The following is a 14,815-nucleotide window of genomic DNA, read 5'->3' on the forward strand; positions in this document are numbered from 1 at the left end:
GGTTTCTCCTATGAGAACACATAGGAAAAACCCCTTCTCTTGTGACGATGAACGCTTACTGGTCGAGCACGATACGCAGCATGCGGCGCAGCGGTTCGGCCGCGCCCCACAGCAGCTGGTCGCCGACGGTGAAGGCCGACAGGTAATCCGGGCCCATTTCCAGTTTGCGCAGGCGGCCGACCGGAATCGTCAGGCTGCCGGTCACGGCGGCCGGCGACAGGTCCTTGACCGATGCCTCACGGGTGTTCGGCACCACCTTGGCCCACTGGTTGGCCGAGGCGATGATGTCGCTGATTTCGTCCAGCGGCACATCCTTCTTCAGCTTGATGGTCAGCGCCTGCGAGTGGCAGCGCATGGCGCCGATACGCACGCACAGGCCATCCACTGGAATCGGCTTCGAGCCGAAGTCCGCGCCCAGGCCGAGGATCTTGTTGGTCTCGGCGCCGGCCTTCCACTCTTCCTTCGACTGGCCGTTGCCCAGGTCCTTGTCGATCCACGGGATCAGGTTGCCGGCCAGCGGCACGCCGAACTGCTTGGTTTCGTCGGCCGACAGGCCGTGCTGGGTGGCCAGCACCTGGCGGTCGATTTCCAGGATGGCCGAGGCAGGGTCGTCCAGCAGCGGCTTGACGGCGCCGTTGATGGTGCCGAACTGGGTCAGCAGTTCGCGCATGTGCTGCGCGCCGCCGCCCGAGGCTGCCTGATAGGTCATCGAGGTCATCCACTCGACCAGGCCTTGCTGGAACAGGCCGCCCAGGCCGATCAGCATGCACGACACGGTGCAGTTACCGCCGATGAAGTTCTTCACGCCCTTGCCCAGCGCGTCCTTGATGACGTGCATATTCACCGGATCGAGCACGATCACCGCGTCTTTTTCCATGCGCAGCGTCGAGGCGGCGTCGATCCAGTAGCCGTTCCAGCCGGCCGCGCGCAGTTTCGGGAACACCTCGGTGGTGTAATCGCCGCCCTGGCACGAGATGATGATCTCGCACTTTTTCAGTTCGTCGATGTCGGTGGCGCTTTTCAGCTTGGTTTCGTTCCTGGCCATCGCCGGCGCGTTGCCGCCCGGATTCGAGGTGGTGAAGAACACCGGCTCGATGTGGGCGAAATCGCCCTCTTCCTGCATGCGCTGCATCAGGACCGAACCCACCATACCGCGCCAACCTACCAGACCTACGAGTTTCATTTTGCTCTTCCTTTATTATCGTCTCTCCCGCGCAGGCGGGAGTCTATAGAACGCTTGCTCAGCATGGGTACCCGCCTTCGCGGGTACGACGTTATGCGAGGGCTTTCACGACCGCGTTGCCCATTTCTTCGGTGCCCACCTTGGTGGTGCCTTGCTCGTAGATGTCGGCGGTGCGCAGGCCTTGCGCCAGTACTTTCTTGACGGCGGTTTCAATGCGGTCCGCCTGCTCCGCCTTGTTCAGCGAGAAGCGCAGCATCATCGCGGCCGACAAGATCGTCGCCAGCGGATTGGCGATGCCCTTGCCGGCGATGTCCGGCGCCGAACCGTGCGACGGCTCGTACAGGCCCTTGTTGTTGGCGTCCAGCGAAGCCGACGGCAGCATGCCGATCGAACCGGTCAGCATCGCCGCCGCGTCCGACAGGATGTCGCCGAACATATTGCCGGTGACGATGACGTCGAATTTCTTCGGCGCGCGCACCAGTTGCATGGCGGCGTTGTCGACGTACATATGGTCCAGCGCCACATCCGGATACTCCTTGTGCACATCGGTGACGATGTCCTTCCAGAACTGGAACGTCTCCAGCACGTTCGCCTTGTCGACCGAGGTCAGGCGCTTGTCGCGCTTTTGCGCGGCCTGGAACGCCACGTGGGCGATGCGGCGGATTTCGCCTTCGGCGTAGCGCATGGTGTCAAAGCCTTCGCGCTGGCCCTTGAACGGGCCGTCCGGGCACTCGCGCACGCCGCGCGGCTGGCCGAAGTAGATGTCGCCGGTCAGCTCACGCACGATCAGGATGTCCAGGCCCGAGACGATTTCCGGCTTCAGCGTCGAGGCGTTGGCCAGTTCCGGGTACAGGATGGCCGGACGCAGGTTGCCGAACAGGCCGAGGTTCTTGCGCAGGCCGAGGATGGCCTGCTCAGGACGCAGCGGGCGCTCCAGCGTGTCGTACTTCCAGTCGCCGACCGCGCCGAACAGCACGGCGTCGGCGTCCTTGGCCAGCTTCAGCGTGGCTTCCGGCAGCGGGTGGCCGCTGGCTTCGTAGCCGGCGCCGCCGACCGGGGCGGTTTCCAGTTCAAATTGTTCGTCCAGCGCGTTCAGCACCTTGACCGCCTGGGTGACGATTTCCGGGCCGATGCCGTCGCCCGGCAGGATTGCGATTTTCATGGTTTCTATCTTTAGATGACGTTAGCCAACCAGGGTTGGTTTGCCAGATGGCGCTCTTCGAAGGCACGGATGGTGTCGGCGTGGCGCAGCGTCAGGCCGATATCGTCGAGCCCGTTCATCAGGCAGTATTTGCGGAAGGCGTCGATCTCGAATGGGTAGGAGACGCTGCCATTGCTGGTGGAAATGCGTTGCTGCTCAAGGTCGACCACCAGTTTGTATCCGGGGAAGGCCTTGACTTCGTTGAACAGATGATCAATCTGCGCTTCGCTCAAAACGATCGGCAGCAAGCCGCTCTTGAAACAGTTGTTGAAGAAGATGTCGGCAAACGACGGCGCGACGATCGCGCGGAAGCCGTACTGGTCCAGCGCCCACGGCGCGTGCTCGCGCGACGAGCCGCAGCCGAAGTTCTTGCGGGTCAGCAGGATCGAGGCGCCCTGGTAGCGCGGCTCGTTGAGCACGAAGTCCGGGTTCAGCGGACGCTTGCTGTTGTCCATGCCGGGCTCGCCGTGGTCGAGGTAGCGCCACTCGTCGAACAGGTTGGGGCCGAAGCCGGTGCGGTGGATGGATTTCAGGAATTGCTTGGGAATGATGGCGTCGGTATCGACGTTGGCGCGATCCAGCGGCGCGACCAGCCCTTCATAAATCGTAAATTTTTCCATTTTTAATGACTCTGTGTTCGGTCCGCTGCGCCGTCATTCCCGCGCAGGCGGGAATCCATGCTGCGCATCGACGCCAGCGTTCTATGGGTTCCCGCCTGCGCGGGAACGACGGGGGCGGTATTTCGTTAATGGCCCGAGGCGCCCTGCACCGCTTGTCCGGCCCGCTGAATGTCCTTGCCGACGCCGGCCACGGTGTTGCAGCCGCTCAGCACGAAGCTAGCGATAACGGTCAGTGCGAAGATTTTTTCATGATGGACTCCAGTTTCAGTGCGGCGCCTCAGCCGCGTATTGTGATCAGTGCAGTGCGCGTACGTCGACGAAATGGCCGGCGATACCGGCGGCCGCAGCCATCGCCGGCGACACCAGATGGGTGCGCCCGCCCTGGCCCTGGCGTCCCTCGAAGTTGCGGTTGGATGTCGACGCGCAGCGCTCGCCCGGCTCCAGGCGGTCGGCGTTCATCGCCAGGCACATCGAGCAGCCCGGCTCGCGCCACTCGAAGCCGGCGTCCTTGAAGATGCGGTCCAGGCCCTCGCGCTCGGCCTGCTCCTTCACCAGGCCCGAGCCGGGCACCACCAGCGCCAGCTTGACGTTGGAGGCGCGGTGCTTGCCGCGCACCACGGCGGCGGCGGCGCGCAAGTCTTCGATGCGCGAGTTGGTGCAGGAACCGATGAACACCTTGTCGATGCGGATGTCTTCAATCGCCGTGTTCGGCTTCAGGTTCATATACACCAGCGCCTTTTCCATGGCGCTGCGCTTGACGCTGTCCTTCTCCTGGTCCGGGTCCGGCACGCGGCCGTCGACCGGCAGCACCATTTCCGGCGAGGTGCCCCAGGTGACCTGCGGCTTGATCTCGGCGGCGTTGAGCGTCACCACCAGGTCGAATTTCGCGCCCGGATCGGTGTGCAGCGTGCGCCAGTAGGCTACCGCCTGGTCCCATTGCGGACCGGCCGGCGAGAACGGCCGGCCCTTGACGTAATTGATCGTCGTGTCGTCGACGCCGATGATGCCGGCGCGCGCGCCCGCCTCGATCGCCATATTGCAGACCGTCATGCGGCCTTCCATCGACAGCGCGCGGATCGCCGCGCCGCCGAACTCCATACAGTAGCCGGTACCGCCGGCGGTGCCGATCTTGCCGATGATGGCCAGCACGATATCTTTCGCGGTGACGCCGGCCGGCAGCACGCCGTTGACTTCCACCAGCATGGCCTTGGATTTCTTTTGCAGCAGCGTTTGAGTGGCCAGCACGTGCTCGACTTCCGAGGTGCCGATGCCGTGCGCCAGCGCGCCGAAGGCGCCGTGGGTCGAGGTGTGCGAGTCGCCGCACACCACGGTCATGCCCGGCAAGGTCGCGCCCTGCTCCGGGCCGATCACGTGGACGATGCCCTGGCGCTTATCGTTCATGTTGAAGTAGGTCAGGCCGTAGGATTTGGCGTTCTTGTCCAGCGTTTCGACCTGCAGGCGCGAGACCGGATCGGCGATGCCGTCGGCGCGCGAGGTGGTCGGCACGTTGTGGTCGGCCACGGCCAGGTTGGCCGACAGACGCCATGGCTGGCGGTTGGCGGCGCGCAGGCCGTCGAATGCTTGCGGGCTGGTCACTTCGTGGACCAGGTGGCGGTCAATATAGAGGATGGTGGTGCCGTCTTCCTCGGTGTTGACGACGTGCGATTCCCAGAGTTTGTCGTAAAGCGTCTTCATGATGTCTTTATGCTACTGCTACTATTATCCAACTTGATTATGCCATATTGTGCAATGCAATAGCAGCCACCGCTGCCGGGCCTCTTGAGCCCGACGCCTTCTGCATACCGCTCCACGTGGTATGACCTCCGATTGTCGTTCCGGCGCAGGCGGGAACCCATACGCGGCATCCGGATCCGGCGCGCTATGGATTCCCGCCTGCGCGGGAATGACGACGTATAAAAAAGCCTGCGGGTGAACGCAGGCTTTTGGTCCTTCGGGCTTGATCCGTGAATCAAGCCGCCATGCGTACACTTCCCCTGCAACCGTCCATTAGGAACGATAGGCCCACCACTAGCACCAGCTCGCCCTCGGCGGAGCGCGCCGTGCCGGTAATGCCCTCGACGGTAATCGCGGTCATCGGTTTAATCACCAGGTCGGCAGTACCGTCGACCGCTTCCACGGCCAGAATGTACGGCTGTGGCGCCGAGACAACAATACCGACCTTCTCGCGGCAGCTTTCATAGCCCAGCGAGTCGGCCAGCGAGCGCACCGGCAGCGGCCGGCCCTGATCCTTGAGGACCGGGGCGCCGCCCACCTCCATGAACACTTCCGGCAGCTCGACCACACGCTGCACCACGGCCATCGGCAGCGCCAGCGCGGCGCCCGAGGTCGAAACCAGCATGGTCGGCACGATCGACAGCTCGATCGGCAGGCGGATCGAGAACTTGGTGCCCTTGCCCAGTTCCGACTCGATGTGGATCGCGCCACGGTTTTTCTCGACGGCGGTCTTCACCACGTCCATGCCGACGCCGCGGCCGGACACGCTCGACGCCACTTCCTTGGTCGAGAAGCCCGGCAAGAATACCAGCTGATAGCAATCGTCGGCGGTCAGCGCGGTCGATTCCGAAATCAGGCCCTTCTGCAATGCCTTCTGGCGCAGCTTGACCGGGTCCATGCCCTTGCCGTCGTCCTGCAGCACGATCATCACGCTGTTGGCTTCCTGCCACGCCTTGAGCTGGATGAACGATTTCAGCGGCTTGCCGGCGGCCAGGCGCTCTTCCGGCGTCTCGACGCCGTGGTCCAGCGCATTGCGCAGCATGTGCACCAGAGGATCATACAGCGAATCGACCACCACGCGGTCGACTTCGGTTTCGGCGCCCTCGATGTTCAGGTCGACTTCCTTGCCCAGGTCCTTGGCCAGCTCGCGCACCAGGCGCGGGAATTTCTGGAACAGGCGGCCGACCGGCTGCATGCGCGTCGCCAGCGTGGCGCGTTGCAGTTCGGTCGAGTAGCGCGAGGCGCGTTCCAGCGTCTCGGCCAGCGTCGCCATCAGCGTCTGCGCCTGGCCTTCGAACTTGAATTGCAGCAGGCGCTCGAGCAGCACGGCAGCCTGGTTGGCGGCCTGCACCGATTCGCCGGCCACTTCCAGCAGCGCGTCCAGCTTGACGGCGTCGATCCGGATCGATTCCTCCTTGGCCGGGGCGGCGTGCGGGCGCTCGTCCTTCTTCTCGGCCGCTTCGCGCTTGGCGGCGGCTGGCGCGGCCTTGATCTCGGCGGCGACCGCGGCGATTTCGGCCGCGCTCGGCGGCGTGGCGGCAGCGACCGGGGCGGCCGCAAGCGGCGCCACGGCGGCGGCCGGCGGCGGCGCCGAACGGGTGAAGGTGCCCGGCGGCACCACCGCTTCATACATGCTTTCCCAGTCCAGGCCGTCGGCGGACGCGGTGGCCACTGGCGCGGCGGCAGCCGGCGCCGGCGCGGCGACCGCGGCGGCCGGGGCTGGCGCAGGCGCGGGCGCGGCGGCCGGCGCAGGCGGCGCCGAGTCGGTCTTGCCGGCGATGGCGTCGTTGAGCAGTTGCTCCAGATCCTTCGGCAGCGCCGGCAGGCTGTCCGGCTCGGCGCCGTTGTTCAGTTCGGCCAACTGGTCGGCCACAAAGCCCGACGCCTGCAGCGCCGCCTCGATCGACAGCGGCGTGACGGGCGCGGCGCCGGTGCGCAGCGCGTCGAACAGGTTCTCGGTCAGGTGGCAGGCCGCCACCAGCGCAGGCAGGCCCATGAAACCGGCGCCGCCCTTGATGGTGTGGAAGGAGCGGAACACCGCGTTCAGCGTTTCCTTGTTTTCCGGGTCACGTTCGAGGCGCAGCAAGTGCTCTTCCACGTTGACCGCCAGATCCATCGCCTCGACGACGAAATCTCTCAGCATATCGTCCATTAGAACCCCAGATCGGCAAGCAGGTCGTCAACGCTGTCCTGGCTCAGGGCCACCGTCGGCGCCGACGGGCCCTGCATCAGGGACACTTCTTTCTGGGCAATCTTCTCCTTGACCGCCGGCGGCGCGTTATCGCGCAGCAGCGTCGCCAGTTCGCTCTCAACGGTCTTCGTGATATTCACCACTTTCTTGATGAGTTGGCCGGTGATGTCCTGGAAGTCCTGGGCCATCATGATTTCCAGCAGGCGCGCCTTTTCCGTCTCGGTCGCGGCGGACACGGCGATGGCGAACTGCTGCGAGTCGCCGGCCAGCTGCTTGAACTGCTCGAGGCTGAGCTTGCCGGCGAACAGGTCGGCCCAGCGGGTTTCCATGTCCTTCGACTGCTTCGACAGATTGTCCTGGTCGGGCATCGCCTCGTCCAGCGTGTTGAGCACCTTGTTGGCGGCCTGTTCGGTCAGGGTGGCCACGTACTCCAGGCGGTCCTGCGCGTCGTTGATCTGGGTCGAGGCTTCGGTCAGCGCCTTGTCGTAGCCCAGTTCGCGCAGCGAGTCGTGCAGCAGGCGCACGATGCCGCCCAGGCGTTCGAACATGGCCTTGCCCTCTTCCGGCTCGCCCTCGGCGCCGGCTTCGGCGGCAGCGGCGGCGGCAGCGGGCGCGGCGGGCGCGGCGGCCGGCGCGGCGGCGGCATCGGCCGGGCGGGCGGCGGCGACTTCCTCGAACAGGCTTTCGAGGTCGTCTTCCGCGCTGGCGGCAGGGGCCGGGGCCGGGGCCTGCGCTGGAGCAGGCGCTGCGGTTTTGCTCTGAGCGGACACTTCTTCAAATAAGGCGTCGAAATCGTCAGCGGCGTTAGTCATAATCCCTGCTTCTCCATATTGATAAGTTACTGCCAGAACTAGCTGCATTTTCAAATACTAACATTGGATAGATCGGCGGAGTATGCTGCGTGACACAAAAGTAGTGCTTTGGTGCAAAAAAAACGTGTAAAACGCATAAAAGCCCACACCGCGCTCCACGCGGCAAAGCGGTTTTATTTGATAAATATCAAGTATTTCCATACTATTAATAATGTAAATCCCGACTACAATACAGCAGTAAGCGCATCAGCAAGGAGGTCCGTCATGTACCGCAAAATCCTGATCACCACCGACGGCTCGGCCGTCTCCAGCAAGACCGCCTGCGCCGGCGTGCAGTTCGCCGAGCAGATGGGCGCCGAGGTGCTGGTATTGTTTGTGGCGCCGGAATACCAGTACCCGATCTACGTTGAAATCATCCCCCCAGCTATCCGAGCGAGGACGAATACCGCGCCGCCATGCGCCGCGCCGGCGCCGGGCACACGCAAAGCGTGGCCGACGCGTGCGCCCGGCGCGGCGTGCGCTGCGAGGCGCTGACCGCGTTCCACGAAAGCGCGGCGCAAAAATCGTCGACGTCGCGCAGCAGCACGGCTGCGACCTGATCTTCATGGGCTCGCACGGGCGCAGCGGCTGGGGCCAGCTGCTGCTGGGCAGTGTAACCAACAAGGTGTTGCAGCATGCGGCAATCCCGGTGCTGGTGCATCGTCTGATCCAGGAGCCCGGCAGCAAATAACGCCCACGCGCACGCCGTTTGTAGTAACATCACAAGCTTAATTCAAGAATAACAACAGTTACTATTAATCACTTTTGGCGGCCCCATGATACGCATAGTCATCGCTGACGACCACACCATCATGCGCGAGGGGCTCAAACGCATCCTCGACGGCGCGCCCGACATCGACATCGTCGGCGAGGCGATCGACGGCTTCGAGGTGCTCGGCCATGTGCGCCAGGGCGGCTTCGACCTGCTGCTGCTGGACCTGTCGATGCCGGGCCGCAGCGGGGTCGACCTGATCCGCCAGATCAAGGCCGAGGCGCCCAAGCTGGCCATCCTCATCCTCACCATGCACGAGGAGGAGCAGTACGCGGTGCGCGCCATCCGCGCCGGCGCCCAGGGCTACCTGACCAAGGAAAGCGCCGGCACGCAGCTGGTCGGGGCGATCCGCAAGGTCGCCTCCGGCCGCCCCTACATCAGCACCGAGGTGGCCGAGCAGCTGGCGCTCAACATCATGATGCCGCACGAATCGCTGCTGCATAAGCAATTGTCGGACCGCGAGTTCGAGGTGTTCTCGCTGCTGGTGGCGGGCCGCTCGATCACCGAGATCGCCAACAGCCTGCACCTGAGCGTGAAGACGGTCAGCACCCACAAGACGCGCATCATGCAGAAGATGGGCATGAGTTCGCTGTCCGAAATGGTGCAGTACGCGGTGGCGCACCGGCTGCTGTCGCCGTTCAAGACCTGACAAGCTGCCTCGTGCGTAGGACTACTCCTACAAACTTTAGCCCGACTCCTACCTGTAGATTCAGCCATTGCTGATATCTATCTCACCACTGTGTTGGCATACTGAAACCATACCGTCCAGATACCTGCCCACAGGAGAACACCATGCTGTCTACGCAAACGACTGAAATTCGCCCAGCCACGACGGCGCTGCAATCGTCGTCGATGGAAGCCGGCCGCCAGCGGCAGGGCCGGCTCTGGTCGAACCTCAAGGAAGTCTGCGACCTGTTGCACATTCCGGCCGCCAGCTCGATGGCCAACGAGGAACTGCTGTTCCAGCACGTGCAGTTCAAGACCGGGCAGCGCATCCACACCATCGGCCAGCCGTTCGACACGCTGTACATCGTCAACTCCGGCTTCCTCAAGACGGTGCTGATCGACGAATACGGCAACGAGCAGGTGCTCAGCTTCCCGATGAAGGGCGATATGCTGGGCGTGGACGGCATCCACACCCGCCACTACTCGTCGGAGGCGGTGGCGCTGTCGGACTGCGACCTGATCCTGCTGCCGTTCAAGAAGCTGACCGCGCTCGGCCGCGTGCACCTGGAGCTGGAGAACATGATGTACGGCGTCATGAGCCGCGAGCTGGTGCGCGAGCAGGCGATGATTGGCATGCTGGGCGCGCTCAGCGCCGAGGCGCGCGTGGCGCGCTTCCTGGTGGCGCTGGCCGAGCGCTTCGCGCAGATGGGCTATTCCAGCAAGCTGTTCAACCTGCGCATGACGCGCCACGAAATCGGCAGCTACCTCGGGCTGACGCTGGAAACGGTCAGCCGCACCTTGTCGGCCTTCAACGAGATCGGCCTGATCAGTGTCGACCAGCGCACCATCGGCATCAAGGACCCGGAAGCGCTGAAAACCCTGCGCCGCCTGCCGCCGTCGCGCACCCGCGGCAAGCCCGCCGCGCGCGGCAAGGGCGGCGCCCGCGAACCGTCCGCGCAGTTGCTGGCGGCCCTGTAGCACCCGCAGGCGAGTAGCCTGGCAATTCAGTATTACCTCCCGCATTACCCAGCCTTGGGCCCGGTCCTCCAACCGGGCCCCTTTTTTATCGTCTTGGTAACAAAAAAGCCCGCAAAAAGGCTTGCATTCCTGCCCGGCTTCCACAATAATGAATGCAAATACGAATCATTCTTATTTAAGGAGAAGCGAAGATGATTACGACCACCCCAGCCATGCCCCCTGTCGTTGTAAACCACCCTGTCAGCGCCGCCGTGGCCGCGCACGCCGTCAAGCCGGTCAAGCGCATCACCAGCGCCAGCCTGATGGACGGTGGCCGCGAACTGGAAATCGAGCATGCGGGCCGCGTCTACCGTCTGCGCGTCACCCAGCTCAACAAACTGATTTTGACGGCGTAAGCCGTCACAGATTAACTGTGCGTTAAAGGGGCGCCGCCGCGCCCCATTCTCCCCTCGAGTCGCCAGCCGCAGCCGCCAGCCACACTCTCTTTTCCGACCCAGGAGCGTCTGATGGCCATCGAACATAGCAACCCGATTTTCCTCGCCCCATCGCATGGCGGCCACAATCCCGAACTGATGCTGTCCGCGGTGCTGCATCTGATGTCGCACTACACGGCCGGCAGCGACGACGCCGGCGGCTGCGTCAAGCTGGCCTCGGTGATCGAGCGCCACCTGAAGGCGCTGGCCAGCCTGCCGGACCTGGCGCCGGTGCTCAGCGCCACCTGCGCGCAACTGTCGGAACAATGGGCCAGCGAGGTCGAGCGCAACATCCACGAGCAGGAAAAGACCAACTTCCTCAGCCGCATCATGGCGCGCGCCCGCACCGCGCCGTCGGTGGCGTAACGGAGCGGCCACCCATGTGCGAGAAACACGATCCACTGGCGGCCATCATCGCCGCCGCCATGCCGCAGGTGGCCGGCGCGGTCGCCGAGCCGGGGCCGCGCGTCGGCGCGCCGGCGGCCAAGCCGCAAGTCATCAAACCGGTCATCAACAGCGTGCGCAGCGTGCTGGGCAAGGAAGCCGACGCGCAGGCCTCGCGCCGGCGCCGGCTGTGGGAGCTGGGCCATGCCTGCCACTGCCCGCTGGTCGGCGTCGGTTTCCCGCTGGGCGTGCTGCGCAAGCTGGTCGACAAGGTCACCAACGGCAAGGTGGTGGCCGACGACTATGAAGTGCACGTCGGCGCGGTCACCGAATGCGGCAGCCGCAACCGGCTGTCGGAAGCGCTGCAAAAGGAACTGGAGCGCCGCTACGCCGCCGTGCTGCTGCGCTTCCGCAACGCCAAGAACACCGAGCAGGTGGCCGAGCTGTGGCGCAACGCCGTCAACGCCGGCGACGTCGCCGGCGCCTTCTGGGCCGGCCTGACGCACCCGCGCTGCACCTCCGAGCTGGAAGAACAGATGTGCCGCGACCTGCACATGGTGCAGCACCAGGCCGGCGCCTGCGTGCGCGCCGACATCAGCAAATTCAACGCCACGCTGGATGAGAACAAGCGCCTGACGCACGACCTGGCCAAGGCGCAACAGCGCGCCACCGCGCTGATGGCGGAAAAACCGCGGACGCCGAACGGCACGCGGCGCAAATGATGCAGCTGCGCGCACAGCTGGTCGGCAAGGACAGCATGGTTGACTCGCTCAGGGTCGAGCTGGAGCAGTTGCGCGAATCGATCCCGGGCCTGGAGTCGCGCGCCAAGCTGGCCGAACGGCTGGCCCAGATGGACGAGCGCGAACGCGCCATGCGCCAGCAGATCGCCGAGCTGAAGCTGGAACTGGCGCGCGCGGCCGAGGCGCCGGCGCCGCTGCAGGAAGCCCCCTGGTGGTCGAACACGTCATGAAAATGCCGCTAAGCCTGCGTGAACGCGCGGTGCTGTGCGTGGGCGGGCGCAACGGCAACGTCGCCAGCTATCGCGAGCTGATCGAGCGCGAAGGCGCGCAATTCAGCCACCACGACGGCGGCCTGGAAGACAACGCCAACCGCCTCGAAGCGAGCCTGGCGGCGGCCGACCTGGTGATCTGCCAGACCGGCTGCATCAGCCACAGCGCCTACTGGCGGGTCAAGGACTACTGCAAGCGCAACGGCAAGCGTTGCGTCTTCATCGACAACCCCTCGATCTCCAGCCTGGCCCGCGGCCTCGAACAAGCCAGCGCCGACTAAACCGGGGTCAGGTCTGACAAAGCACACGGGCTCAACTGCAAAGCAGTTGAGCCCGTGCTTTTGTCAGACCTGACCCCGGGTTAATAGACGTCGCGGCGGTAGCGGCCGGTGGCGGCGAGGTCGTTCAGGGCGGCGCGGCCCAGCACGGTTTCCAGCGCAGCATCGACGCCGGCTGCCATGCCCTCAAGGCTGCCGCATATATAAAATGCTGCGCCTTGCCTGACCCAGTCGCGCACCGCGTCCGCCTGCTCTGCCAGACGGTCCTGCACGTAGCGGCGTTCCGCTTGGTCGCGCGAGAACACCATGTCCAGCTTCTCCAACAGGCCGTCGCGTTGCCAACCCTCCAGCTCGGCGCGATAGTGGTAGTCGCAGGCGGCGTTGCGCTCGCCGAACAGCAGCCAGTTGCGCCGCTGCCCCGCCAGCGCGCGCGCTTTCAGGTGGCCGCGCAGGCCGGCGAGGCCGCTGCCGTTGCCGATCAGGATCAGCGGCCGCTCGCTGTTGCCCTCCAGGCGGAAACGGCGGTGCTGGCGCAGCCGCAGTTGCACCGTGGCGCCCAGCGCCGCTTGCCGCGTCAGCCAGCCGGAGGCGACGCCGTGGCTGCCGTCCGCATGCGTGTGCAGCCGCACCAAGAGGTGCACGCGGCCGTCGGCCGGGATCGAGGCGATCGAGTATTCGCGCGCGCGCGACGGGTCGGCCGGCGCGGCGATCTGCACCAGGTCGCCCGATTGCCAGTCCGGCAGCACGCCGCTGGCCGGCTCCAGCTCCAGATGGTAGACCGGGGCGCCGGCGCTGCCGGGGTTCAGCTGCACGCGCTCGCTGAGGCGCCAGTCGTCGAAGGCCGGCGCGCCCCAGTCCGGCGCGTCGCTGGTGCCGGCCAGATGGCTCAGTTGCTGGCGCCAGGCGTCGATGGCGTCGGCCGCGCTGCGGTCGACTTCCACGCGTGGGAACAGGCTTTGCGCGCCCTGCGCCTGCAGCCATTGGTCGAGCGCGCGGCCGAAGCCGCAATAGTGGTTGTAGCTTGTGTCGCCCAGCGCCAGCACCGCGTAATGCAGCTGCGGCAGCGCCAGCGTGGTGGTCATCAGGCGGCCCGCGAAGCCGGCGGCGGCGTCGGGCGCGTCGCCCTCGCCGTAGGTGCTGACCAGGAACAGGATGCGCTCGGCTCCCTGCAAATCGTCCGCGCCCAGCTCCGACAGTTCCGCCAGCCGCGCCGGGATGCCGGCCAGCTTCAGCGTGGCCGCCGTCTGCTGCGCCAGCGCCTCGGCGTTGCCGGTCTGGCTGGCGTAGCTGACGATCCAGCCGGGCGACGCCGCCGCCTCGGCCTTGGCGCGCGCGGCCGCCAGCCGCTTGCGGCGGGTGCGCATATACGGCGCCAGGCAGACCAGCGCGTAAGCGACGCTGATGCCTGCCACCAGCAGCAGTCGGGTGGGGTCGTTGGTCCAGATCATACGTCTAACATGGTGCGTAAATGGGTGCTCAGGTGTTCCGTGAAGCTGCCGTCCGGCTGGCGGACGACGAAGCGCGCGGCCAGCCCTTGCAGCTCGGCCAGTTGCAGGCCGTCGCGGCTGCCCAGCACGGTCAGCGCGGTCGACCAGGCGTCGGCCGCCATGCATTGCGCGTGCACCACCGTGACCGAGGCCAGGTCGTTGGCGATCGGCATGCCGCTGCGCGGGTCGATGGTGTGCGGGTAGCGCTGGCCGTCGAGTTCGAAATAGCGGCGGTAGTCGCCCGAGGTGGCGACCGCCAGCCCGTGCAGCGCCAGCACCAGCTCGGCCGGCGTCGCCACGCCGGGCGCGGCGTCGGCGACCTGCTCCAGCATCACCCACCACGGCTGCCCGTCCGGCTTGACGCCGGCGCCGCGCAGCTCGCCGCCGACCTCGACCAGATGGTGCGCGTAGCCCTGCGTTTTCAGATAGTACGATAGCCGGTCGACGCTGTAGCCCTTGGCCACGGCCGACAGGTCCAGCTGCACGCCGCCCGGCTGCCAGGCCTTGCGGCCGTCGCGTTGCAGCAGCACCGGCCGCGCCGCCAGCTGCGCGCGGGCGATGCCGATTTCCTCGGGCGACGGCGGCACGAAATCGGGCTGGTCGAAGCGGCCCCAAGGACCGAAGCCCCACAGGTTGACCAGCGAGCCGGCCGTCGGATCGTAGGCGCCGCCCGAGGCGCGCGCCACGTCCATGGCGTACGCCAGCACGTCGAAGAAGGCCGGCGGCAAGGTGTGCCAGCTGTCGGCCGGGGCGCGGTTGAAGCGGCCCAGGTCGGATTCGGTTTCCCAGTGGCTCATTTCGGCCACGACGGCGTCGAGCTGCTGTTGCAGCCCGTCCTGCAAGTGCGCGCAGGCCGCGTCCGGCGCGGCCACCAGCCGCACCGACCAGCTGGTGCCCATGCTGCGGCCAGCGTAGTCGCGGATCTCGCCGCCTGCTGGCGCCGGGTCGTCGGAAATAGCGTGAGGCAGTAAAACCCGGCGCATGCCAA

At 65.7% G+C, this 14,815-nt stretch carries 16 protein-coding genes and 1 pseudogene; 8 read left to right on the forward strand and 9 right to left on the reverse strand.

Translation table 11 applies throughout. The features are described from left to right. Positions 1-55: 55 nt before the first annotated feature. From asd to ACRQ5J_RS22175, 7 genes are all read right to left on the reverse strand, one after another. Complete coding sequence (gene asd, locus ACRQ5J_RS22145; RefSeq protein WP_432379836.1) at positions 56-1,183, reverse strand: aspartate-semialdehyde dehydrogenase; 1,128 nt, start codon at positions 1,181-1,183, stop codon at positions 56-58. 91 nt (positions 1,184-1,274) lie between these two features. Continuing rightward, complete coding sequence (leuB, locus tag ACRQ5J_RS22150) at positions 1,275-2,345, reverse strand: 3-isopropylmalate dehydrogenase (protein WP_432379838.1); 1,071 nt, start codon at positions 2,343-2,345, stop codon at positions 1,275-1,277. Between the two features lie 11 nt (positions 2,346-2,356). Further along, positions 2,357-3,004, reverse strand: a complete 648-nt coding sequence (leuD, locus tag ACRQ5J_RS22155) for a 3-isopropylmalate dehydratase small subunit (RefSeq protein ID WP_432379840.1) — start codon at positions 3,002-3,004, stop codon at positions 2,357-2,359. 125 nt (positions 3,005-3,129) lie between these two features. Continuing rightward, positions 3,130-3,216 carry an entericidin A/B family lipoprotein gene (locus ACRQ5J_RS22160; RefSeq protein WP_432383709.1) on the reverse strand — a complete coding sequence of 29 codons (87 nt, stop codon included), beginning with the start codon at positions 3,214-3,216 and terminating at the stop codon, positions 3,130-3,132. A gap of 82 nt (positions 3,217-3,298) precedes the next feature. Then, positions 3,299-4,702 (reverse strand): 3-isopropylmalate dehydratase large subunit, encoded by a 1,404-nt coding sequence (gene leuC, locus ACRQ5J_RS22165; RefSeq protein WP_432383710.1) that lies wholly within the window; start codon positions 4,700-4,702, stop codon positions 3,299-3,301. 271 nt (positions 4,703-4,973) lie between these two features. Continuing rightward, positions 4,974-6,890, reverse strand: a complete 1,917-nt coding sequence (locus ACRQ5J_RS22170) for a chemotaxis protein CheA (protein WP_432379842.1) — start codon at positions 6,888-6,890, stop codon at positions 4,974-4,976. Further along, complete coding sequence (locus ACRQ5J_RS22175) at positions 6,890-7,741, reverse strand: protein phosphatase CheZ (RefSeq protein WP_432379844.1); 852 nt, start codon at positions 7,739-7,741, stop codon at positions 6,890-6,892. The genes ACRQ5J_RS22170 and ACRQ5J_RS22175 overlap by 1 nt, the downstream gene beginning before the upstream one ends. Positions 7,742-8,005: 264 nt before the next feature. On the opposite strand from ACRQ5J_RS22175, the pseudogene ACRQ5J_RS22180 reads away from it, so the two are divergent. The 8 genes and pseudogenes from ACRQ5J_RS22180 to ACRQ5J_RS22215 all read left to right on the forward strand — a co-directional run bounded on the left by ACRQ5J_RS22180 (position 8,006) and on the right by ACRQ5J_RS22215 (position 12,343). After that, a pseudogene (locus ACRQ5J_RS22180) lies at positions 8,006-8,471 on the forward strand (universal stress protein). Positions 8,472-8,556: 85 nt separating this feature from the next. Beyond that, positions 8,557-9,201: a response regulator gene (locus tag ACRQ5J_RS22185; protein WP_090176109.1), complete on the forward strand. Its 645-nt coding sequence runs from the start codon at positions 8,557-8,559 to the stop codon at positions 9,199-9,201. Positions 9,202-9,404: 203 nt separating this feature from the next. Beyond that, entirely contained in the window at positions 9,405-10,196 is a 792-nt protein-coding gene (locus ACRQ5J_RS22190) for a Crp/Fnr family transcriptional regulator (RefSeq protein WP_432383711.1), read from the forward strand. Between the two features lie 191 nt (positions 10,197-10,387). Then, positions 10,388-10,591, forward strand: a complete 204-nt coding sequence (locus ACRQ5J_RS22195) for a hemin uptake protein HemP (protein ID WP_432379846.1) — start codon at positions 10,388-10,390, stop codon at positions 10,589-10,591. Between the two features lie 111 nt (positions 10,592-10,702). Continuing rightward, positions 10,703-11,035 carry a hypothetical protein gene (locus tag ACRQ5J_RS22200; protein WP_432379848.1) on the forward strand — a complete coding sequence of 111 codons (333 nt, stop codon included), beginning with the start codon at positions 10,703-10,705 and terminating at the stop codon, positions 11,033-11,035. Positions 11,036-11,049: 14 nt separating this feature from the next. Then, entirely contained in the window at positions 11,050-11,775 is a 726-nt protein-coding gene (locus tag ACRQ5J_RS22205) for a hypothetical protein (protein ID WP_432379850.1), read from the forward strand. After that, on the forward strand, positions 11,775-12,023 hold the full coding sequence (locus ACRQ5J_RS22210) for a hypothetical protein (RefSeq protein WP_432379852.1): 249 nt from the start codon (positions 11,775-11,777) through the stop codon (positions 12,021-12,023). Before ACRQ5J_RS22205 ends, ACRQ5J_RS22210 begins: the two co-directional genes overlap by 1 nt. Beyond that, entirely contained in the window at positions 12,020-12,343 is a 324-nt protein-coding gene (locus tag ACRQ5J_RS22215; RefSeq protein WP_432379854.1) for a DUF2325 domain-containing protein, read from the forward strand. Before ACRQ5J_RS22210 ends, ACRQ5J_RS22215 begins: the two co-directional genes overlap by 4 nt. Before the next feature lie 80 nt (positions 12,344-12,423). On the opposite strand, the gene ACRQ5J_RS22220 is transcribed toward ACRQ5J_RS22215, so the two are convergent. Beyond that, a complete protein-coding gene (locus tag ACRQ5J_RS22220) occupies positions 12,424-13,788 on the reverse strand; it encodes a sulfite reductase subunit alpha (protein WP_432379856.1) in 1,365 nt (454 codons plus the stop codon). Further along, a complete protein-coding gene (locus ACRQ5J_RS22225; RefSeq protein ID WP_432379858.1) occupies positions 13,785-14,810 on the reverse strand; it encodes an FAD:protein FMN transferase in 1,026 nt (341 codons plus the stop codon). The genes ACRQ5J_RS22220 and ACRQ5J_RS22225 overlap by 4 nt, the downstream gene beginning before the upstream one ends. Positions 14,811-14,815: the final 5 nt, after the last annotated feature.

It is taken from the genome of Duganella sp. P38 (assembly GCF_050859475.1).
GTDB lineage: Bacteria > Pseudomonadota > Gammaproteobacteria > Burkholderiales > Burkholderiaceae_D > Rugamonas.